23 protein-coding genes are annotated in these 21,300 nt (G+C 73.2%); 21 read left to right on the forward strand and 2 right to left on the reverse strand.

Annotation, left to right across the window (positions count from 1 at the left end; all coding sequences use genetic code 11):
* The first annotated feature begins 88 nt into the window (after positions 1-88).
* The 13 genes from D459_RS32950 (at position 89) to D459_RS0126680 (ending at position 11,536) form a co-directional block, all read left to right on the forward strand.
* Positions 89-1,360: an MFS transporter gene (locus tag D459_RS32950; RefSeq protein ID WP_017596044.1), complete on the forward strand. Its 1,272-nt coding sequence runs from the start codon at positions 89-91 to the stop codon at positions 1,358-1,360.
* 589 nt (positions 1,361-1,949) lie between these two features.
* Complete coding sequence (locus D459_RS32955; RefSeq protein WP_017596045.1) at positions 1,950-2,852, forward strand: diiron oxygenase; 903 nt, start codon at positions 1,950-1,952, stop codon at positions 2,850-2,852.
* Between the two features lie 16 nt (positions 2,853-2,868).
* Entirely contained in the window at positions 2,869-3,690 is an 822-nt protein-coding gene (locus D459_RS0126630) for a class-II aminoacyl-tRNA synthetase family protein (protein ID WP_017596046.1), read from the forward strand.
* A gap of 5 nt (positions 3,691-3,695) precedes the next feature.
* A complete protein-coding gene (locus D459_RS32960) occupies positions 3,696-4,115 on the forward strand; it encodes a holo-ACP synthase (protein ID WP_086003926.1) in 420 nt (139 codons plus the stop codon).
* A 99-nt stretch (positions 4,116-4,214) separates the two neighbouring features.
* On the forward strand, positions 4,215-4,478 hold the full coding sequence (locus D459_RS0126640; RefSeq protein ID WP_017596048.1) for an acyl carrier protein: 264 nt from the start codon (positions 4,215-4,217) through the stop codon (positions 4,476-4,478).
* A gap of 21 nt (positions 4,479-4,499) precedes the next feature.
* Positions 4,500-5,354 carry a class I SAM-dependent methyltransferase gene (locus D459_RS0126645; protein WP_017596049.1) on the forward strand — a complete coding sequence of 285 codons (855 nt, stop codon included), beginning with the start codon at positions 4,500-4,502 and terminating at the stop codon, positions 5,352-5,354.
* Entirely contained in the window at positions 5,351-6,319 is a 969-nt protein-coding gene (locus tag D459_RS0126650) for a 3-oxoacyl-[acyl-carrier-protein] synthase III C-terminal domain-containing protein (RefSeq protein WP_017596050.1), read from the forward strand. The genes D459_RS0126645 and D459_RS0126650 overlap by 4 nt, the downstream gene beginning before the upstream one ends.
* Complete coding sequence (locus D459_RS0126655) at positions 6,316-7,686, forward strand: preATP grasp domain-containing protein (protein WP_017596051.1); 1,371 nt, start codon at positions 6,316-6,318, stop codon at positions 7,684-7,686. The genes D459_RS0126650 and D459_RS0126655 overlap by 4 nt, the downstream gene beginning before the upstream one ends.
* Positions 7,683-9,050, forward strand: a complete 1,368-nt coding sequence (locus D459_RS0126660; RefSeq protein ID WP_017596052.1) for a type III PLP-dependent enzyme domain-containing protein — start codon at positions 7,683-7,685, stop codon at positions 9,048-9,050. The genes D459_RS0126655 and D459_RS0126660 overlap by 4 nt, the downstream gene beginning before the upstream one ends.
* A 113-nt stretch (positions 9,051-9,163) precedes the next feature.
* Positions 9,164-9,436: an acyl carrier protein gene (locus D459_RS0126665; RefSeq protein WP_017596053.1), complete on the forward strand. Its 273-nt coding sequence runs from the start codon at positions 9,164-9,166 to the stop codon at positions 9,434-9,436.
* A 10-nt stretch (positions 9,437-9,446) separates the two neighbouring features.
* Complete coding sequence (locus D459_RS0126670) at positions 9,447-10,265, forward strand: hypothetical protein (RefSeq protein ID WP_040711266.1); 819 nt, start codon at positions 9,447-9,449, stop codon at positions 10,263-10,265.
* A gap of 6 nt (positions 10,266-10,271) precedes the next feature.
* Positions 10,272-10,790: a holo-ACP synthase gene (locus tag D459_RS0126675; RefSeq protein WP_017596055.1), complete on the forward strand. Its 519-nt coding sequence runs from the start codon at positions 10,272-10,274 to the stop codon at positions 10,788-10,790.
* Entirely contained in the window at positions 10,787-11,536 is a 750-nt protein-coding gene (locus D459_RS0126680; protein ID WP_017596056.1) for a thioesterase II family protein, read from the forward strand. Before D459_RS0126675 ends, D459_RS0126680 begins: the two co-directional genes overlap by 4 nt.
* 45 nt (positions 11,537-11,581) lie before the next feature.
* Here the strand turns inward: D459_RS0126680 and D459_RS0126685 are convergent, their stop codons facing one another.
* Both D459_RS0126685 and D459_RS0126690 read right to left on the reverse strand, forming a co-directional pair.
* Positions 11,582-12,241, reverse strand: coding sequence for a pyridoxamine 5'-phosphate oxidase family protein (locus D459_RS0126685; RefSeq protein ID WP_017596057.1), 660 nt, complete (start codon positions 12,239-12,241; stop codon positions 11,582-11,584).
* A complete protein-coding gene (locus tag D459_RS0126690) occupies positions 12,238-12,870 on the reverse strand; it encodes a TetR/AcrR family transcriptional regulator (RefSeq protein ID WP_017596058.1) in 633 nt (210 codons plus the stop codon). The genes D459_RS0126685 and D459_RS0126690 overlap by 4 nt, the downstream gene beginning before the upstream one ends.
* A gap of 274 nt (positions 12,871-13,144) precedes the next feature.
* Here D459_RS0126690 and D459_RS0126695 point away from each other — a divergent pair, with 274 nt between their 5' ends.
* The 8 genes from D459_RS0126695 (at position 13,145) to D459_RS32970 (ending at position 21,299) form a co-directional block, all read left to right on the forward strand.
* Positions 13,145-13,543 carry a hypothetical protein gene (locus D459_RS0126695; RefSeq protein WP_152523121.1) on the forward strand — a complete coding sequence of 133 codons (399 nt, stop codon included), beginning with the start codon at positions 13,145-13,147 and terminating at the stop codon, positions 13,541-13,543.
* 304 nt (positions 13,544-13,847) lie between these two features.
* Positions 13,848-14,846, forward strand: coding sequence for a C40 family peptidase (locus D459_RS0126700; protein WP_017596060.1), 999 nt, complete (start codon positions 13,848-13,850; stop codon positions 14,844-14,846).
* A gap of 374 nt (positions 14,847-15,220) precedes the next feature.
* Positions 15,221-15,358, forward strand: coding sequence for a hypothetical protein (locus D459_RS35980; RefSeq protein WP_017596061.1), 138 nt, complete (start codon positions 15,221-15,223; stop codon positions 15,356-15,358).
* A gap of 84 nt (positions 15,359-15,442) precedes the next feature.
* Positions 15,443-16,720 (forward strand): YcaO-like family protein, encoded by a 1,278-nt coding sequence (locus D459_RS0126710; protein WP_017596062.1) that lies wholly within the window; start codon positions 15,443-15,445, stop codon positions 16,718-16,720.
* Positions 16,699-17,295 carry a TOMM precursor leader peptide-binding protein gene (locus D459_RS0126715; RefSeq protein ID WP_152523122.1) on the forward strand — a complete coding sequence of 199 codons (597 nt, stop codon included), beginning with the start codon at positions 16,699-16,701 and terminating at the stop codon, positions 17,293-17,295. The genes D459_RS0126710 and D459_RS0126715 overlap by 22 nt, the downstream gene beginning before the upstream one ends.
* On the forward strand, positions 17,292-18,968 hold the full coding sequence (locus tag D459_RS0126720; RefSeq protein ID WP_017596064.1) for a hypothetical protein: 1,677 nt from the start codon (positions 17,292-17,294) through the stop codon (positions 18,966-18,968). Before D459_RS0126715 ends, D459_RS0126720 begins: the two co-directional genes overlap by 4 nt.
* Complete coding sequence (locus D459_RS35150; RefSeq protein ID WP_017596065.1) at positions 18,949-19,584, forward strand: nitroreductase family protein; 636 nt, start codon at positions 18,949-18,951, stop codon at positions 19,582-19,584. Before D459_RS0126720 ends, D459_RS35150 begins: the two co-directional genes overlap by 20 nt.
* Positions 19,585-19,628: 44 nt before the next feature.
* Positions 19,629-21,299 (forward strand): ABC transporter ATP-binding protein, encoded by a 1,671-nt coding sequence (locus D459_RS32970; RefSeq protein ID WP_152523123.1) that lies wholly within the window; start codon positions 19,629-19,631, stop codon positions 21,297-21,299.
* Position 21,300 lies beyond the last annotated feature (1 nt).

Below are 21,300 nucleotides of genomic sequence, written 5' to 3' on the forward strand. Positions count from 1 at the left end.
GAGCGGCCCCCTCGGGGCTCCGCATCGAACGCCTGACGACCGACACCGCCGGCCGGCAGGGCCGGCCGGGGAAAGGAACGGATAGCGAATGCTCGGAGACCGATCCGCTGCGGATTCAGCGGCCCACGCGCGGCCGCGGTGGAGCGTCCTGATACTGGCGTTCGGCACCTTCGCCATCGGCACCTGCGAATTCGTGCTCGCCGGCCTGCTCCCCCAGCTCTCCGCCTCACTCGACGTCACGGTCCCCACGGCCGGGCAGGTCGTCACCGTGTTCGCGCTGACCTGCGCGGTGCTGGCCCCGGTCCTGGCCACCGCGACCGCCGGCCTCCCCCGGCGGCGGGTGCTGCTCGCCGCGGCCGCCGTCTACCTCGCCGGCAACGTCGGCACCGCGCTCGCCCCCGACTTCACCGTGCTCCTCCTCGCCCAGATGGTGGCGGCGGCGGGGGCCGGCCTGTTCATCCCGACCGCCTCGGTGACCGCATCGGCCCTGGTCGCCCCGGAATGGCGCGGGCGCGCCATCGCCCTCGTCACCACCGGCCTGACCGCCGCGACGGCCCTCGGAGCCCCCATCGGCACCGTCCTGGGCGGAATGCTCGGCTGGCGCAGCGCGGTGCTCTTCGTCGCCGCCCTGGCCCTGCTCGCGATGGCGGGGCTGGCCGTGCTGGTGCCCAAGAACGTGAACGCCCCCGCCCCCGAGACGCTGCGCGCCCGGCTCACCCCGCTGGCCGACCGCCGGGTGGTGATGATCCTGGTGACCACCCTGCTCGCGTTCACCGCCGTCTACATCCCCTACACCTACATCTCGGCCGTGTTCGCCCCGGCCACCGGCGGCGACAGCGTCCGCCTCGCCGTCCTGATGTCGCTGGTCGGCATCGTCGGCACGCTCGCCAACTACGCCGCGGGCTCGCTGGCCGACCGCGTCGGCAGCCGGCGCGTCGTGGCGGGCGCCCTGGTCTGGCTGGCCGCCACCCTGCTCCTCATCCCGCTGGCGACCACGCTGTACCCCGCGGCCGTGCTCATGGTGGTCCTCTACGGCTTCGCCGCATTCGCGATCACCGCGCCGCAGCAGCACCGCCTCATCACCCTGAAGCCCGAGTCCGCGTCCGTCCTGATCTCCCTGAACGCCGCGATCCTCTACCTCGGCATCACGATGTCGGGCGTGCTCGGCGGTGCCGGGATCGTGCTGGTCGGGGCCGGGAAGCTGACCCTCATCGCGGCCGGCATCGCCCTCGCCGCCCTGCTCATGTCCGAACTCGCCCACGCCGTCTCCCGGCGCGGTCCGGCCCGGGCGGGCGACGAGGGCGGCGGAGAGGCCCTCGAGCAGCCGGAAGCCCCTGCCCCCGGCCCCCGGCCCGTATAAGCGGGCCCGGCCGGGCCGGCCGGGCCCGCCGGCCCCGCAGAGCGGAAATGCGTGTGGCCCCCGATCCGCGGATCGGGGGCCACACGCATTTCCGCATTCCTTCCATACGGACCCGAAATGCGTTTCCTCAACTGCTTTCCTCTCAATGAACAGCGGACCACACCCCTTCGAACTCACCGCGAAAACTCACGCTCGATAACACGTGAGAAAGACTCGCATTCCCGAGTCAGAGAATCCTTGAATCGTCAATAGAATGACCCGATCCGGCCCCGGAACCACGAAAAGTGACCAGGCGAAAATCCGACTCCCCTCACCCTTGACCTCGTTTTTTGATCATCTTCGACCTGACCTCCGCATAGCCGACCCACACCCCTGATACTCCACATCACCAAAAGATCATTTTTCGTTACCGACAGTGATCATCTCTGGTCGAAGGGCCCTTTACTTCCCCTGTACGGTCGCGTAAAAAGAACACGGCTGCGCGGGACATCGCACGCCGAGGTTTGCTCGAACGCAAACCCGCGAGAGCCGTCCCGCCCCGGTCGATCGAAGATCGAATACCACCCGCGCGAAGCAGGGAGCGTCTGCCATGGTGAGCAGGTTGATCGATGAGAGCGAGCGGCTGAAGACCATCCTGGACCGCCTGAACGAGAAGTCCATCGAGGACTACTACAACCCGTACCGGGTATTCGAATGGCCCGACGAGCTTCCCGCCGAAATGTGGTGGATGACTCCCGAGCTGACCACGACATACGGAACCCCCATTGCCGACGAGCTGCCGGCCGAACGACTCCACGCCCTCTCCCGCCACGAAAGCGTCAACTTCTACAGCCTCAACGTCCACGGAATCCGCGAGCTGCTCATCGAGGTCACGAAGCGAATCCACACCGCGGACTTCCGGACCCCGTCGGAATTCTTCCACCACTTCATCGGCGAAGAGAACGAACACATGTGGTTCTTCGCCGAGTTCTGCCTCCGCTATGGCGGAAAGATATACACGCAGCCCCGCGGCGGCGCGGAGACCATTCCTCCGAACAACGCCGAGAGTCTTCTCGTATTCTGCAGGATATTGATCTTCGAGGAACTCGTCGACCATTTCAACTCCAAAATGGCCCTGGATCGGAACCTGCACGAAACGATCCGGCAGGTCAACCGGATCCACCACCAGGACGAGTCACGCCACATCGCCTTCGGTCGGGAACTCGTCTCCGTCCTCTTCGAGGACTTCAGGAAGACCGCGACCGAAGAAGAGATCACCCAGGTCAGCGACTACCTGAAACGGTACATGAGTTTCAGCTTCGAGTCGCTGTACAGTCCCCAGGTGTACCGCGACGCCGGAATCGAGAACCCGCTCGAATTCCGGCGCCGGCTGCTGAACGATCCCAGAAGGAAAGAGTTCGAGCAGCAGGTGTTCCGGAAGACCTTCTCCTTCCTGACCAAGACCGGGCTCCTCGGCGACCGCGACCTGTCCGCATTTTCAGCGAGCAACTGAAGATCCCGGAGCGATCATGGCGAACAGAATATCCAGCGGACTTGCGATCTTCGATCCCGACCACACGGAACTGATCCGAGAACTGGACGCGACTTTCACCGGATGGGCGCTCGAAGCGGGGGCGGAGCAGATATCGGTCCCCCCGGTCTACCCGGTCGAGGACCTGGAGAAGTTCGACGTCTACGACAATTTCCCGCACCTGGCCCTGGTCGCCGGCCCGCTCGCGGACCCGGAGCGGAGCAGGCCCGAAGGGCACCGGCTCCCCTCCGACCGGCTGGCCGGGGCGCACCTGGGCCTGCCCACCGCCGCCTGCTTCGGCGCCTACCTCTACTTCGAGGACCGGCGGATCCCCTCCTCGACCCTGGTCACCCTGGTCAACCGCTGCTTCCGCAACGAGGAGTACTTCGACGGGCTGCGCAGGCTGCTCGGCTTCCAGATGCGGGAGGTGGTCCCGCTCGGCGACTCCGAACACGTCTCCCGGATCCTTGCGGCGTTCACCGGGCGCATCGCCGCGTTCCTCGACGCCCTGGACCTGGAGGCCCGCTCCGCGGCCGCGACCGACCCCTTCTTCGACCGGGAGGGCGGGCGCGCCGTGATGCAGCGGCTCCAGGAGGTCAAGCGGGAGTTCATCGTCGACGACCTGGCCATCGCCTCGGTCAACGTCCACCGGAACTTCTTCGGAGAGCGGTGCGGGATCACCACCGGCGACGGCGCGAACGCCTTCACCGGCTGCGTCGCCTTCGGGCTCGAACGCTGGGCGAGCGTGCTCCTCACCCGGTACGGCAACGCGGAGAAGGCGGCCGAGGCGGTCCGGTCCGCCTCCCCGGGACCGGAGTGACCCCGGTGCCGAGCAGAGTGGGGGTGGACCTCGTCCCGCTGGCCCGGGTCCGGCGGATGCTGGACGGCGGCGGAAGGACCGCCCTGGAGCGCATGGTGCGCCCGGACGAACTCGACGAATGCCGGCGCGGAGGGCTGATCGACGTGTCCGCGCTGGCCGGGCGCCTCGCCGCCAAGGAAGCCGTTTTCAAGCTCTTCCTCCGGGAGGACACCGTCCTTCCCTGGACCCTGATCAGGATCTCGGCGCCGCAACGCTCCTGGCCCGAGGTCGAGTTGGAGGGGGCCGCCCGCGACCATGCCCGCGATGCGGGGATCGACGGCCCCATCTCCGTGAGCATCACGCACGACGGCGACTACGCGATCGCGGTCGCCGCGGCGGTCGCCGCTCCGGCCGGAGAAGGCCCGCGGCGGCAGCCGATCGCCTAGCCCTTCTTCCCCTCGCCCGCCCGCGCCCCGGCCGGCGCGGCCGAGAGCCGCGGGCGGCGCACGTGCGCCGCCCTGCCCCCCGCCCCTAGGAGGAACGTCATGCCCGAAACTCCGACCACGGCGTTCGACGAGGTCACCGCCTGGATTCTGGCGAAGAACCCGGAGCGCGAGAGCGTGGGCGCCGACGAGGACCTGGTCGAGAACCGCCTCGTCGACTCCCTCTCCTTCGTCGAGTTCATCTTCACCATCGAGCAGGCCGCCGACACCGAGATCCCGATGGACACCCTCGACCTCGACGACCTGCGGACCCTGAACAGCATCAGGAAGGCCTTCTTCGACGGCCGCACCCCCGTGACCGGCTGAGGACCACAGCGAAGGACGGACATGGAAGAGATCTCGTACACCGCGCAGTGGACGGCCGCCGCGCGGGCGCTCGAATCCGAGCGCCCGTCGGGCCGCCTGATCACGGACGAATACGCGCGCCGCCTCGCCGCCCCCCGCGGGTTCGAGCTGCTGGAGCGGTACAAGGGTGCGGGGGTGGCGGAGTTCATCGCCGTCCGGACCCGCTACATGGACGACTCGATCACCCGGGCACTGGCCGGCGGCGGCATCCGCCAGGTCGCCATGGTCGCCAGCGGCATGGACACGCGCTCCTACCGGCTGGACTGGCCGGAGGGGACCGTGGTCTACGAAATCGACCACGGCGCGCTGCTGGAGGAGAAGCGGCGGCGGCTGCGCGGCTTCGCCCCCGAGCCGGCGGTGCGGACCGTTCCCGTTCCCGCCGACCTCGCAGAGGACTGGCGCACACCGCTGGCCGGGGCCGGGTTCGACGCCTCCCTGCCGACCCTGTGGGTGGCGGAGGGCCTGCTGTTCTTCCTCGAGGAGAAGCAGGCGGCCGACCTGCTGTCGGACCTGGCCCGGGCATCGGCGCCCGGATCCCTGCTGGCCACCGACATGACGAGCGCGTCGCTGCTGAAGCACCCGATGACCCAGCCGTTCCTCGCCGCCCTCGCGGGCGACGGCACGCCGTGGCTGTTCGGGACCGACGACCCCGCCGGGTTCCTGGCCCGCTGCGGCTGGACGCTGCGCGACCTCAAGCAGCCCGGGGAGCCCGGCGCGGGGGAAGGGCGCTGGCCCTACCCGCCTCCGCCCCGGGACGCCCGGGGGGCACCGCGGAACTGGCTGGTCGGCGCCGCCCTGGCGGCGTCCGCTCCGGGCGGGCAGGAGGTTCCGCGGTGACCGGGACCGCCACGCTCGAGCGGATCGAGTCCGGCCTGCCCTCCTCCCGGGTGAAGATCGACGACCTGGCCGGGCGGCTGGGCCTGCGGGCCACCGAGATCGGCGTCTTCCGCAAGATCTACGGACTGGACGAGCTGCGCTACGAACCGGGCGGCGGCCTGCTCGACCTCGTCCTGCCGCCCGCCCGCCGCGCCCTGGAGGCACTGCCCGAGGGCCGGCGCGTCGACTACGTCGTCTTCGCGCACACCATGCAGATGCTCACCCCGCCCGGCCTCGACGCCGCACCGCTCATCCGCGACGCGCTCGGGCTGCACGGCGCCGAGGCCTTCGCCGTCAACCAGCAGGCCTGTGTGAGCAGCATGGGCGCGATCGACATCACCGCCGAGCTGATGCGCGCCGACCGCGGCCGGCGCGCCCCCGGCGGCTACGGCCTCATGGTCACCGGCGAACGCGCCTACTCCCCCCGGATCCAGCTCATCCCGCACAGCGCCATCATGGCCGAGGCCGCCGCGGCCTGCCTGTTCACCCTGGACGGGCCCGGCGACCCGGTGCTGTCCTACGTCGACCGGGTGCACGGGGAGTTCGCCGACGGCCTGCTGATGACCGACGACCGGATCAAGCGGTTCGGGGCCGTGTACGCGCCGGAACTGGCCGACGTGATCCGCGAGGCGGTGGCCGAAGCGGGCCTGGAACCGGCCGAAGTCGACCTGGTCATCCCGCACAACGTCAACACGATCTCCTGGCGGCACGTGATCAAGGAGCTCGAGATCCCGCCCGAGCAGGTGTTCCTGGACAACGTCCCCCGGCTGAGCCACTGCTACTCCTCGGACGTCTTCGTCAACTACACGACACTGCGCGACGCGGGGCGCCTGAAGGCCGGCCGCCCCTACGTGCTGGCCTCCGTCGGCCTCGGCGCCACCTTCGGCGCCATGGTGATCAGGCGGTCCGGAACGGAGGCGGCATGAGCGGCGCCGCCACGTCCACCGCCGCACTCAAGGAAGCCCTCGTCGGCGACCGCGAGGCGGAGTTCGTCTGGCTCTGCAACTTCGAAGCGGAGCACGAATGGGCACAGGGCTTCCCCGGGCTGCCCGCCGCGCAGGGCGCCGCCGCCGCGCCCGTCGTGCAGCGCATGGAGCAGCTCGGCTCCCTGCTGTCCGACCCCGGGGACCACCTCCTCCTCGGGGCCCCGCTGGACCCCGGCCACCGCCGCCACCTCGAGGAGGCCGGGCTCACCCCCGCGCAGGAGATCCTCGTCGACGGCGCGGACACCGCCCGGGCGGTGCTCGGCTCCCCCTCGGTACTGCGGCGGCTGCGCGAACTGGCCGACCGGGGCGCCCACCTGATGCCGATGGGGATGTCCCGGAGCATCGCGGAGATCGCCGCGGCGACCGGCCTCAAACCCGCCGCCCCGGACGCCGCCACCGCCCGGCGGGTGAACAGCAAGATCTACAGCAGGGCGGTGGTCGACGAGCTCGGGCTGCGGGCCGTCCCGGGCCGCAGCTGCACCACCGCGGACGGACTCCGGTCGGCGCTGCTCTCCGACACGGCCGAGGACCCGCCGGTCATCGTCAAGGACGCCTACGGGGTGTCCGGCAAGGGCCTGCTGGTCGTCGACTCCCGGAAGCGGGCCGAGGGCCTGGTGCGGATGGTGGAGCGCAGGGCCGCCCGCACCGGCGATCCGGCCGTGCACGTCGTCGTCGAGCGGTTCCTCCCCAAGCGGTTCGACCTCAACTACCAGTTCACCATCGACCGCGCCGGGCGCACCCGGCTGGACTTCGTCAAGCAGGCGCTCACCTCCGGCGGCGTCCACCAGGGGCACCTGGTCCCGGCCGGGCTGAGCTGCGCGCACATCGAGGAGATCGGCCGCGCCGCCGAGCTGCTCGGCGGCCGGCTGCACGCCGACGGCTTCTTCGGCGCCGTGGGGGTCGACGCGCTGCTCGGCGAGGACGGCCTGCTGTACCCGGTGCTGGAGATCAACGCCCGGTTGAACATGTCGAGCTACCAGAGCCGGGTGATGGAGCGCTTCCACCGCCCCGGCTCCATGGCACTGGCCAAGCACTACACGCTGCGTCCGCGCCGCCCCGTCGGCTTCGCCGAGCTGACGGAGGCCCTGGACGGCCTGGCCGTCCCGCCGGCGGACGGCCGCGGCGCGCTCATCGCCTGCTTCGGGACGCTCAACGCCCACGGCCCGGAGCAGGGCGGATCCGCCCGCCCCGCCGAGGGGCGCCTGTACACGGTCCTGTTCGCCCCGGACGGCGGGCGGCTCGCAGAGCTGGACCGGCGCTTCGCCGAGCGGCTCGGCCGACTCACCGACCAGGAGGCCGCCCGATGACCCGTGCGGACACGCCCCGCGAGGGCACCGCGGAAGACACCCCCGCCGCAGAGGAATGGCGGGTCCAGGGCGTCCCGGCGAGCGAGCTCGCCCGGGCGTTCGGCACCCCTCTGTTCGTCTACGACGCGAACGCGCTGGAGGCGGTCTACAACGGCCTCCGCGAGCGCCTCGACCCCGCGATCGACATCCTCTATTCGCTGAAGGCCAACCCGAACGTGAGCGTCTGCTCCTACCTCGCCTCACTGGGGGCGGGTGCGGAGGTCTCCTCAGCGGTGGAGCTGCGCACCGCCCTGTGGGCCGGCGTCCCCCCGGAGCGCATCGTCTACCTCGGCCCCGGCAAGACCCGGCGCGAACTGGAGGAGTGCGTACGGGCCGGAGTGGGCGCCGTGGTCTGCGAGTCCCTGGAGGAGCTCCGCGAACTCGACCGGATCGCCGCCGGGTCCGGCGACCGGGAGGTGCCCGTGCTGCTGCGGGTCAACCCGGAGTTCCACACCAAGGGCTCGGGGCTGGCGATGGGCGGCAAGCCCCGGCAGTTCGGCATCGACGCAGGGGCCCTGCGCACCGCCGGAGGACCGATCGCCGGGCTGCGCCGCGCCCGCGTGCAGGGGTTCCACGTCTACATGGGCACCCGGTTCCTCGACGCCGAGGACATCGTGCACAACACCGAGCAGATCCTCGGCACCGCGGCCGAACTGGCCGAGGTCCTGGGCATCGAGCTGAAGGCGGTGGACTTCGGCGGCGGGTTCGGCGTCGCCTACTTCGACAATGAGACCGATCCGGACCCCGACACGCTCGCGTCGGGGATCAACCGGGCCGCCCGGGGCTTCCTCCGGGACCACCCGGGCTGCCGGCTGATCAACGAGCTGGGCCGCTACCTGACCGCGACATGCGGCGTCTACATGGTGCGGGCGCTCTACGTGAAGGAGTCCATGGGGGAGCGGTTCGTGGTGGCCGACGGAGGCACCAACCACCACATGGCCGCCGTCGGCATCGGCAGCTTCGTCAAGCGCAACTTCCCCATGCGGATGCTGAGCCCCCGGCGCCCCGGCGAGACCGGCACGTACACCGTCACCGGCCCCCTCTGCACGCCCAACGACGTCCTGGGCAGGCGCGTCGTGCTGCCTCCCGTCGCCCCCGGGGACCTGCTCGGGGTCGAGCGCTCGGGGGCCTACGGGCCGAGCGCCTCGCCGGGGCTCTTCCTGAGCCACGGCTTCCCCGGCGAGGTCCTGGTGCACGACGGCACCCCCCACCTGGTCCGTCTCCCCGACCGCGGGGACGACCTGCTCGCCCGGCAGCGGCTGGTCGACTTCACCGCCGGGGAGGAGCGGACCGCGGGCCCGGCGGGGAGGGCCTCCGGCGGCTGAGCCGGGCGGCCGCTCCCCCGCGCCGCCCGGAGGCGGAGGCGCATCCGCCGCATCCCACACCGACGAACACCGGAACCCCGGTTCCGGACACCCACCACCCTGAGGAGTCGCACATGACCCGCGAGGAGATCACCGCCGCCATCACCGACGCTCTCGGCACGGTCCTGGAGCGCGAGGTGCCGGAGGCCACCGAGGAGACCCGGCTCTTCGATGAGCTGCATCTGGACTCCACGTCCGTGCTCGAACTGCTGATGGCCCTCGAGGACGCCACCGGGATCGAGGTGGACCCGGAGGACATCGACATGGACGACTTCGCCACGGTGGGCACGCTCGCGTCCTACCTGGAGTCGCGGGGCCCCGCCCGATCCGCCGCCGAGCACGCGTGAGGTGATGGAGGTGCCCTCGCTGACGTCCGCCTGCGCGGTGGTCTCCCCGGAGGGGGAGACCGCCCCGGGCGTCGATGAACTGACCGACTTCTACCGCGACCTCGCCGCACCGTTCGGCACCGCCGTCGACGCGGAGCGGGTCCGCGCCGGGACCCGCGTCTCGCACCGGGACCTCGCCGACCGGCTGGCCTCGGTGCGGCCCCCCGGCCCCGCACCGGGGCTGATCGTCCTCACCCACGCCCTGCCCGACCTGCACCCGTTCACGGCCGTCGCCCCCCGTCTCGACGCCCTGCTGGGCGGCGGCGCCACCGCCTTCGGGATCTCGCAGCAGGGGCTGTCCGGACCGTTCACGGCGCTGCGCCTGGTCGACCGATTCCAGCGGTCGGGGCGGTGCACGGCCGCCGCCGTGGCGGTGCTGGAGCAGTCGACGATGCCCTCCCCCCATCCGCACGCGCCGGCGGAGGGGCTCGTCGACTCGGGGGTGCTCCTGGAGTTCGGCACCGGCGGCGGGCCGGTGCTCAGCGCCGTCGAGGAGTTCGCGCCGTCGGAGCGGCCCGGTCCGCGGGCGGCCGCGCTCGCCGCCGGGTCCCCGGAGGGGACGCTGCTCGTGCTCGGCCCCGGGGTCGACGGCGACGAGGTCGACGACGGGGGCGGAGCCGCCGACCGGGTGCGCGCCCGGGCGGACACCCACTGCACCGGGATCTGGCTCGCCCTGGCGGAGAACCTGCGCACCTGGGCTGAGGAGTACCGCACGGTGCTGCTGTGCGACAGGGACCCCGGGTCGGGGCGCGGCCATCTCGCCGTGTTCCGCTCCTCCCCCGGGGACTGAGCGCCGGTGGTCCGGATCGGCGTCGACGTCCTGGGCGTCGGAGAGCTGAACGGCCTGCTCCGGCGCGACTGGTTCCGCCGCTACGCCTACTCCGGGGCGGAGCTGGCCGAGGCCCGCAGGCACGGCGCCGAACGCGCCCGCGAGTTCCTCGCCGGCCGGTTCGCCTGCAAGGAGTCGGTGGCGAAGGTGCTCGGCTGCGGGTTCGCCGGAGGGGTGCGCCCCTGCCATGTGTCCGTCCTGCGCGGCCGCTCGGGGGCTCCGGAGGTCCGGTTGACCGGGCCCGCCGCCGAGCGCGCCGCCGCGCTGGGGCTCAGCGGGGTCCAGGTGTCCATCGCGCACAAGGGCGGGCTGGTGGTGGCGGTCGCGCTGGGAATCGCCGGCGGCGCCCCTCCGGGGCCGCCCTTGCCCGCGTCCGGCCTGCGCGCGCCGGCCGCGGAGGCCGCGGAGGCCGCCCTGCTCGCGCAGGCCCGGGCGGCGCCGCCCGGGCCCGGAACCGACCACGACGACGAGAGGAGAGCGACATGAGCGACATGGCGGAGGTTCCCGCCCAGCGGCCGGACCTCTGGGTCCGGTGCCTGAAACCGGAGGCGGAACCGCGGGCCCGGGTCCTGTTCTGCCCGCACGCCGGCGCGTCCGCCGACGCGTTCACCGCGCTGGCCCGGCGGCTGGCGCCCGGTGTCGAAGGGCTGGCGGCCCAGTACCCGGGGCGGCGCGACCGGAAGGGGGAGCCGGCCGCGGGCGACGTCCGGGAGATCGCCGCCGCGCTCGCCGCCGCGCGGCCGCGGGCGGGCCGGCGGCCGCTGATCGTGTTCGGGCACAGCCTGGGGGCGGCCGTGGCCTTCGAGACGGCCCTGGGGCTGAGCGGCGCCGGCGGGCTCACCCGGCTGGTGGTGTCCGGTCGGCCCGCCCCCGCCGACGGCCTGGGGCTCCCCCCGCCCGCCGGCGATGACGACATCGTCGCCGAGCTGCGCAGAACCGGCGCCGTCCCGCAGCGGCTGCTGGACCGCCCCGCGTTCCGCGAGTCGATCCTGTCGGTGCTCCGGCACGACTTCCGCGCCAACGCGACCTACCGGTGCCCGCCGGACGCGCAGGTCCCCGTGCCCATCACCTTCCTGCTCTCCTCCGACGACCCCTACGTCGACGGCGAGCGCGCCGAGAGGTGGGCGAAGCACACCGCATCGGAGTTCCGCGTCGCGGCCTTTCCCGGGGGGCACGGCTTCCTGTTCGACCGTCCTGAGGCCGTCCTGGAAGAGGTCCAGGCGGACCTGTAGCCGGATCCGCGGCCGGGCCCGCCCGGGGTCGGGGCGCGCCCCGGCTCAGCCGACGGGGTCGGCCGTCCCCCGGCCGCCGCGCGTGCCGAGGGTCCTGCGCAATGCCGCCACCTCGGATTCCAGCGCCGCCTTGTCGCTGCGCAGGGACCTGATCTCGGTCAGGAGGGGTTCCAGGTCGGCGCGGGTGAACCGCTGCGGGATGTGCTGGGCGCAGTTCCAGCTGTAGGCCTCGACCCTGACGACCACCAGCCGCTCGACCCGGCCGTCGGTCCTCCGGGCGCACACCCGCTCCGCCAGCCCGGGCTCCTCGTCCAGGGAGCGGACCGCGGCGCGCCCGAACACCTTGAGCCGGGTCTGCGCCGGATAGTCCATGAAGAACAGCGAGGCGCGGTCGTTGGCGCGCAGGTTGCCGTTGGAGATGTACTGGCGGTTGCCGCGCACGTCGGCGTAGGCCAGGGTGCTCTCGTCGACGACGTGGACGAACCCGGGGGGACCGCCGCGGAACTGCACGTAGGGCCAGCCCGTTTCGCCGGCCGTGGCGAAGTAGAAGCCGTCCCGCTCGGCGATGAACGCGGCCTCGTGCGGCCCGAGGGGGTCGGGCTCCTCGGCTCCGAAGGCCAATCGGCCCGCCGCTCTGCGGCTGCCCTCCTCTTCCTGGACTTCGCGCACCGCTTCGGTGAACGCGATCTGCGCGTAGCGCCTCATTCCGGCCCGTCCCTCCTTTCTCCAGTGCGGCCCGCTCCGGCACCCGAGCGGGCCGGCGCCGCCGGGGCCTCCGGCCCGTCGCCGGGCGGCCGTTCCATCAGCCCCCGCGCGATCTCCTTGGAGTCCCGGGCCGGGGAGGGGTCCCGCTCGCGCAGCGCGGTCACCGTGGCCCCGTCCATGAGCATCATGAACCGCTGCGCCATCGCCTCGTGCCCGTCGACGCCGGCCTCCTTCAGCAGGCCGCTCAGGAAGGCGATCACCAGGTGCTTGTGCCGGACCGCGACCTGGTAGGCCCGGGATTCCGGGTCCGCCACCTCCACCATCGCGTTAATGGAGGCGCAGCCGCGGAACTCCGGCGCCGCGAACTGCGCGCCGAGCGCGTCGAAGACCGCGAGCGGATCTCCGGACTGCGCCCGCACCGCCTCTTCGAGCGCGTCCCGCCAGCGGCGGTCGTACCGTTCGATGATCTCTACGACGAGATCGTCCTTGCTGGTGAAGTGGCGGTAGAAGGAGGCCCGGCCGATCCCTGAGGCGGACAGCAGCCGGTCCACGCCGACCGCGTGGATCCCATCGCTGTAGAAGAGCTTCTCCGCGGCGGCGATCAGGCGTTCGCGAGCGTGCGTCGGCATGGCCCCACCCTAACAGCGCGAACACTGAAACGGAACCGGTCGGTACCATTCTTCGGGGGTGCTCCCCCGCGGTTCCACCGGTCACCCGGCGGGCGCCTCCGGCGCCGGCCGGGATCGGACGCGGCCACCGGCACGAGGCCGATCGGACGAGGACGGCCACTGGGCGCCCTGCGCCCGGCCTCCCGGTTCCGCTCCGCCCCGCGGCCTCGGGGCCGCGCAGGGCGGACCCCGCCCCGGCCCGGCTGATTCCCATGTGCTGTGTATTCTTCTTGCCGTGTTCGGCCGGATCGCGAGAGTGCTGCGGCAGCCCTGGGCAAGAGGGCTGCCGCCGGTGGTGCTGGCCGGCGCCTTCCTCTTCCTCTTCCTCTGCCATGTCGAGAGCACTCCGGTCCTGCCCGAGCAGGGGGCGGCCACCGTCGCGGAGGCGGTGGTGGCCGGCGGGGATCATGGGCACCTCGGAGACGCCCACTGCGACGACGGCGGGCTGGTGGGGGCCGACCAGCGGACCGGTGCGGTCAAGCCGGCCATGGCGGTGGTCCTCGGGCTGCTGCCGCTCTCGATGGTGTGGTCGGGCCCGCCGCCGGGCGGCGAGCGGGTGCGCTTCCTCCGCCGGAGCCGGGTCCCCCTGTCCGGGGCGCGGCTGCTGCTCTCCCTCTGCGTGATCCGGGTCTAGACGGGCCCGGCCGGCGCGTTCGCGGCGGCGGGGCAGGACCCCGCCGCCGTCCACCGGTGGCGCGGGGCGCCCGCCCTGCGCCCGGGAACGCCCGGCCCCATCGCGCCTTCCGCGGCCCCGGCACGGCCGAATCCTCGGCCGTGCCGTTCGCCGGGCCGATCTCCCTATGCGAATCCGGGGGCGGGTGCGCCGTTCGCGTGCTCGCCGCGGGGTCCGCTGCGCGGGGTCGGACGCCCGGCGGCCGGCCGGGCCGCGGGGGCGCGCTCCCCCCGTCTGATCCGAGCAGCAAGGAGCGGAACCCTCCATGACCGATGGCAAGAACACCGGAAAGCACGTCCTCGCGGGTCTCAGCGTCCTCGCCGCGGGGGGCCTGCTGCTTCCCGCCGGCACCGCCCACGCCGAGCCCGAGCCGACCGAGGAGGAGGTCGAGGCCGAGATCGAGGAACTCACCGAGGAGTCGAGCGGCCTGGTGCAGGAGTACAACCAGGCGGAAGAGGACCTCGAAGCCGCCGAGGAGCGCATCGACGCACTGGACGAGCAGGTCGGAGACGAGGAGGAGCGCTACGAGGGGCTGCGGGACGAGGTGTCCGGCTTCGCGTCGGCCGCCTACAAGTCCAGCGACCCCGCCTCCCCCGGCATCGTCCTCAGCGTCGAGCGGCCCGAGGACGTCCTGGAGCAGTCCGCCGACATGTCCTACCTGTCGGAGAACCAGAGGGCGCGGCTCGACGACTTCACCGACTCCAGTGCGCGCCTCATCGCCCTCAAGCAGGAGGCCGAGGACGCGCGCGACGAGGCGAAGGAGACCCGGGACGCCCTCAAGGAGCAGAAGGAGGAGGTCGAGGAGAAGCTCGCCGAGCAGGAGGAGCTGCTCGCCGGGTTCGAGGGCGAGAACCCGGTCGCCGGGACGGCCGCGGAGGGCGGTGCCGGCGGATACTCCGGCTCGGCCTCCGGCAGCGCCCGCGCGGCTCTGGACTTCGCCTACGGCAAGATCGGCACCCCCTACCTCTGGGGCGGCACCGGCCCCGACGGCTACGACTGCTCCGGCCTGATGCAGGCCGCCTGGGGGTCCGCCGGGGTCGGCATCCCCCGCACCACCTATGCCCAGTTCGAGATGGCGAACAAGGTCTCCCAGGAGGACCTCCGGCCCGGCGACATCATGTTCTTCTTCGACGACCTGGGCCACAACGGCATGTACGCCGGCGACGGCAAGATGGTCCACGCCCCCAGCAGCGGGAAGACCGTCTCCGTGGTCGACCTCGCCGACTACTGGGACCAGCACTTCGTCGGCGCGGTCCGACCCTGATCCGTCCCGGCATGAGAAGCGGGCGGGGGGCGGCCGGCCGTGCCGCCCCCCGCCCTACGGCTCGGACGGTGCGCATGTAGGCGCACCGCCCGGCCGCGAGGATCGGCCGGCCGAGGGGGCCGCCCGCCCTTCGGTGAGCTGCTCGTCCGGCCGGGCGGTCGCCGGGAAGCGGCCGCGGTGGCCGCCCCCCGCCCGCACGGCCGCCGGCGCGGCGCCGGGCCGATCGCGCGGGAGGGGGCGTTCCCGGCCGCCGTGCTCGCCGAGGGGACTGTGCAGAAATCGTGCAGGTTCCGTGCAATGCCCGATGACACTCGTCTCCATCGCCGGAACCCGGCCGACCGAGGCCGCCGGCCGCGCGACGAGAGGAGGACGGCATGGACAACGATGACCCGGGATTCGACCTGGAGGTGGAGGACCAGGACGCCGAGATGACCCCGGACGGCAACATGGATCCTCGCCACTGCTCCGGGTGCACGCTGGGGTGCGACGTCACCCACTGCAGGCATGACTAGAGACCGCAGTGTTGGGCTCCGCCGAGGACGGCGGCGGGGCCCTGAACGGTATCCGTGCCGGGAGACTCGGAAGGAGGCCGAACCGTGAGTGCGCGACGTCCGCTCAGCGACCTCGTCTCCCCCTTCGGGGTGCTCTCCTCGGTCCGCGAGCGCGGCTTCTGGGGGCCCGCCGACCTGGCCGGCTTCGTCAGCGACGCCGGAGATCCGCCGCCGTCGGAAACGGACGCCCCGGTCCTGGGCGGTGGACGGTCGTCGGGGTCGGCCGAGCTCGCCAGGCTCAAGGCGATCGCCGAGGGCGCCGAACGGTACGCCGCCGCCGACATCCTCGGCGAGGAGCGGATCAGCGCGTCCGGCAGCGAGGTCCGGGGCGATCCCGCCTTCCTCGAGCCGTGGCGGTTCCCTCAATGCTCGGCGGCGGAATACGCCGATCCGCGCTGCCCCCTCAGGCCGTTCGACCCGGAGGCGCCCATCCGCTGGGTACGCGGGACCGACCTCCACTCGGGGCTCGACACCTGGGTCCCCGCGGCGATGGCCACGTACCGGTTGGCGCACAAGACCCCTTCAGAGCGGTTCGCCTACCCCGTCTCCACCGGATACGCCGTGCACACCGACCCGGTCGAAGCGGTGCTCCGCGGGCTGCTCGAAGTGGTCGAGCGCGACGGCGTCGGCCTGACCTGGTTGCAGCGCATGCCCTTGCCGCCGGCGGACGACTCCGCCCGCTCGCCCTCGGTCACCGGGCTCCTGGAGTGGCTGGAGCGGCGGTTCGTCTCGGCGCACCTGTTCGACGCGACCTCGGACCTCGGCGTCCCCGCGGTCTACTGCCTGCTCTCATCGGCGCACGACCCGCTCTGCGCGCGGATCGTCGGGGCCTCCGCCGAACGGGACACGGCCCGGGCCGCGGAGAAGGCGCTGCAGGAGGCCGTGTCGGTCATGGCCATAGTGCGGGCGCGCGGAGGGGACGTCGAGAGGATCGAGGACTTCCGCGGAATCGAGGACGGAGCGGTCTACATGGGCCGGCAGAGCCGGCGCAGGGCCTTCGACTTCCTCCTCGACGGAGCCGGGGAGCGCCCCCGCCGGGCCCGCGCGCCTCTGCCCTCCTCCCCCGGCGCCGCCCTCCGGACCGTGGTGGACGGGCTCCACGGGATCGGGGCGCGGGCGGTCCGCGTCGACCGGACCCCGAAAGAACTCGAATCGGTCGGGCTGACGTGCGTCAACGTCGTCGTCCCCGACCTGCAGCCCATGAGCCTCGACCCGTTCGCGCAGTTCAAGGCCCATCGCCGCCTGTTCGAAGCGCCGCGGCGAATGGGATACGAGGCACACGACGAGAAAGGGCTCAACCCGTGGCCGCAGCCGTTCGCATGACGGAGCACCGGCTCGTTCCGGTCGATGAGTTCGGGGCCGCGGTGGCCCGCCGCCTCCTCACCCACCGGCGCGCGGCCCTGGTCGACCCCGACGCCCTCAGGGCACCGATCGCACGCCCGCATCCGGGGCTGCTCGTGGTGGCCGGCTCCGCTCGGCGCACCGAGCTGACCGCGATCAACGACCTGGCCGCGGCCGAGGACGTGCCGTGGCTTCCGGTGGTGCTCCGGCAGACGAGGATCGACATCGGCCCGGTGATCGGCCCGGGGTCGGAGGCGTGCTACCGCTGCATGCAGGCCCGCGTGCGCCAGCACGACCCGCACCGGCGCACGACCGAGGAGGTCGATGCCTCGGCGACCCGGCGGACCGCGTTCCTCCCCGCCCATGTCCGGCAGGCGGCCGGGATCGCCACCAGGCTCACCGCCGCCCGGCCCCGCACCCCGCACCGGGCGCCGGTGCTCTCCTTCGGGCTGCACGGCGCCGCACCGGTCACCGCCCACCCGGTCATGGGCGTCCACGGCTGCCCCGGGTGCGGGCTGCGGCCCTCGGCGGCACCGGAACAGTGGAGGAACCCGTGAGCCCGCACACGGACCGCGCCGCACCGCGGGCGCCCCGCTTGAGCGGCGGCGCCGACATCGTCCGGACCGACGACCGGGTCATCATCGCCTCCGGCTCCCGGCGCACGGTGCTCAAGGGCGCCGCGGCCCAGGCCGCCGCCTCGAGGCTGCTGCCGCTGCTCGACGGGACGCGCACGGTGGACGAGCTCGCGGCCCGCTCCGGCATGGGGCGACGGAGCGTCGAGACCGTGCTCCGCCTGCTCGACGACCGGATGCTGCTGGAGACCGACCCCGGCCCGCCGCCGCCCGCCGCGCTCCCGGCCGAGGCGGCGGCCTTCTACGCGGCCAACCGGCACCGGCTGGGAGCCCACGACGGCTTCGGATCGCTGATGCGCGCCCTTCGCCGCGGCGAAGTGCTCCTGGTCGGGCCGGACGCCCTCACCGCCCCGCTGAGGAGGCTCCTGGAGCAGAGCGGTGTGCGGGCGGAACGGCACCGCGGAGCCCGCGGACGGAGCGGGTCCGACCGCGAGGCTGCGCTGCTCGTCGACATCGACGCCGACCCGTCCCACTCCCCCGGAACCGCGCGCGGGCTCGCCGCCGACCTGTCGGTGCCGCTGCTCCGCATCGGGTTCGCGGCCTCCCGGATCGAGATCGGGCCCTACGTCACGGCGGACTCCCCGAACTGCCCCCGGTGCCTGGCCCGCAGCCGGAGGGAGGCCGGATGGGAGGCACCGGCCCCTTCCGCCCTCGACCCCGCCACCGCGGACCTCGTCTGCGGGTTCGCCGCCCACGAGATCACGGCGTTCCTGACCCGGTCGGCCGATGCGCTCGGCCGCTACGAGATGCGCCACATCGACCTGGAGTCGTGGAGCGGCGGCGCCCACGTGGTCACCCCCTACCTCGACTGCCCTGAGTGCCGGGCCGAGCCGTGCCCGGACTGGACCGGGGCCGATGCGGCCGTGGACGCCTACGAGCTGGCCTGCTCGCTCCCCCCGGCGCCGATGTCCCCCGTCCAAGCCGAATCGGTGCAGCGCAGAAGGCAGGTCGAAGGCCTCCGGGACACCCGGGAACCGCACGCCACGCACCCGCGTATCGCGCTCGCCCAGAGCGGGGCGCCCGCAGGCCGGCGTGCCGGGGACCCGGCCGGGGGGAGCCCGCGGCCCGGCCCGGACACGGTGGGCGTCCTGCTGAACCGGACCGTCGGCTTCCGGCGGTCCGGCGGCCCCGGAGACCGGTCGCGCTGGGCGCCCTCGGGCGGCGACCTCGGATCGGTCGAGGCTTACGCACTGCTCCCGGACGGCGTTCCCGGGCTGCCCGGGAACCTCTTCAAGTACATGGACCGGTCGCACGAGCTGCTGGCCGCCGCGCCCTTCCCGGTCGACCTCGGCGGCATGGTCGGGTTCGACCGGGAGGTGCCCGCCCGCCCCTGCCTGGTGATGCTGGTCAGCGATCACCACCGCATCGCCGTGAAGTACGGCGACTTCGCCCTCAGGCTCGCCCGGCTGGACGCCGGCTGCGCGGCCGTGCAGCTCCGCGTCGCCGCCCACGCCCTCGGACTGGCCGTCGAATACGCCTCGGGCTGGGAGCCCGAGCTCGACGACACCGTCCTCCTGGAAGGGGCGGGCCGAAGCATCGCAGCCGTGGCGGCCCTGGTGCCGGCGGGAGGAGGCGGGCATGCCGATGTTCACCCGTGAGGCGGTGCGGGCCGATGTCGAGTCGCTGCTCCGCTCCGGTCACCGGCGGCGGTCCGGCCTCGCCGCCCCGCCGCGGCCGGACGCTTCGGCGGAGCGGTGGGCCGAGGCGCTGCGCGACCGCCGCTCCCACCGCGAATACGACGACCGGCCCGTTCCCCGGGACCTGCTCGGCCGGGTCGTCGCGTCGGCCGTGCGCTCCTGCGGCGAGGATCCGGGCCGCGGCGACGGCCTGGAGCTGTACCTCGCCGTGAACGAAGGCGGCCGGTCCGCCGCGATCAGCGAGTACGGGACGGGAACGGCGCTGGGATCGGCGCGCGCGTGCGCCGATGCGGCACGGATCCTCGCACGCGATTACACGCCGGCGCCGGTCACCGTGCTGATCGCCGGCGGGCCGGTCCCGAACGCGGCCGAGCACTACGGCGGCCTGCTGGTGCGGGCCGGGGCCCTGGGGTACGCGTGCTGGCTGTCGGGGCGGGCCGCCGGACTCGAAGGCTGCGCCTTCGGGCGCACCGGCCCCGAGGTCGACAGGCTGCTCCGGTGCGCCGGGCGCGGATCGCGGCACCTGTTCACGGTGACCTTGGGGTTCGCTCCCGAGCCGAGGGCCGGTGGCCGGTGAGCGGCGGGAGGCCCGCGGCCCGCCGGCCGCGGGGCGCCCTGTTCGTGCTGAAGAGGATGGCGCCGCGCTTCCGGGGCCACCGCTGGCACGTGCTCGGCTTGGCGGTGCTGGTCCTGCTGAACGTGGGACTCGGCGTCGCCGCCCCCCTGCTGCTGCTCCAGATCGTCGACCGGGCGCTTCCGCAGCGGGACGCGGTGCTCCTCGCGTGGCTGTGCGGGGGACTGGTCGGCGCCGGCCTGCTCGCCGGCGTCGTCTCCTGCCTTCAGGCGGTTCTGAGCGCATGGATCGGGCAGCAGGTGCTGGCGCGGCTCCGCCGCGACGTCTACGACGCCGTCGCGCCGCAGCCGCCGGCCTTCTTCGGCCGCGGGCACGCCGAGATCCAATCCCGGATGGTCAGCGACATCGGGAGCATCGAACGCCTCATCACGTCCACGGCGCAGACGTTCCTCACGGCGGCCGCGACCCTGGTCGGGTTCTTCACGATCATGCTGTTCCTGAGCCGGCCTCTGGCGCTGGTCTCGCTCGCCTCCGCCTTCCTGCTGAGCCTGTTGAACAACCGGTTCGCCGTCAGGCGCCGAGACCTGTCCCGGCGGCGCCAGGAGTCCTTGGCGGCCATGACGAAGCACCTGGGCGAGGACATGTCGGCCCCGGGGCGCATCCTGGCCAGGACGATGCTCCAGGAGGGCGCCCAGCGGTCGAGGTTCACGGCCTGCTGCGACACCCTGCGGCAGGTCTCGGTCCGGCAGGCCGCCGTGGGCGCGGTGGCCACGGGCACGATCGCGGCGGCGTTCGCCTGCGTCCCGCCCCTGATCTACTGGATCGGGGGAACGTACTTCCCGGAGCTGACGATCGGCACGATCCTGGTGCTGGTGATCATGCAGATGCGGCTGTCGGATCCGATCCGGTCGCTGCTGAAGATCAGCGGAAGCCTCCAGGTGTCCGCGGCCGTTTTCGAGCGGGTCTTCGACCACCTCGACCTCCCCCGGCACGAACCCGGCGGCGGACGGGCCGCGGCGCCTCCCGGCCCTGCGCCGTCCGTGGAGGTCCGGGTGGAGTCGCACGCCTACCCGGGGAGGGGGCTTCCGGTGGTCGCGGACGTCGATCTGCGGATCGAGCCCGGCGGGTCGGCGGCGCTGACCGGTCCGAGCGGATCGGGCAAGTCCACTCTCGGCCTGATCGCCGCGGGCCTCATCCCTCCCGGCAGCGGCGAGGTCGGCATCGACGGCGTGCCCTGCCCGCCGGAGGCCCTGCGCCGGATCGCCACCCTGGTACCGCAGGAACCCGTCCTGTTCGACCGCTCGCTGCGGGAGAACCTCGCCTTCGGCGCCCCCGGGGCATCGGACGCCGACATCGAGCGGGCGGTGCGCTCCGTCGGCCTCGGACACCTCGTCGACTCGCTCGAACTGGGCCTCGACACGCCCGTGGGAGACGGCGGGCGCGCTCTGTCCGGCGGGGAGCGCCAGCGCCTGGCGCTCGCCCGCGCGCTCCTGGACGACTGCCGGGTGCTGGTCGTCGACGAGCCGACGAGCTCGCTCGACGCGGCGACCGCCGCGCAAGTGCTGGAGGCGCTGCACAGGGCCGCCGCCGGCAGGACGCTCCTGCTCATCACCCACCGGGAGAGCGAGGCGGACTCGTGCGACCGGGTCTTTTCGCTGGAGGGGAGGGCGGCGGCCCCCGGTGCGCGCGGGGCCTGCTCGGGCGGGCCCGCGGAATGAG

Source organism: Nocardiopsis potens DSM 45234 (assembly GCF_000341105.1).
GTDB classification, from domain to species: Bacteria; Actinomycetota; Actinomycetes; order Streptosporangiales; family Streptosporangiaceae; genus Nocardiopsis_A; species Nocardiopsis_A potens.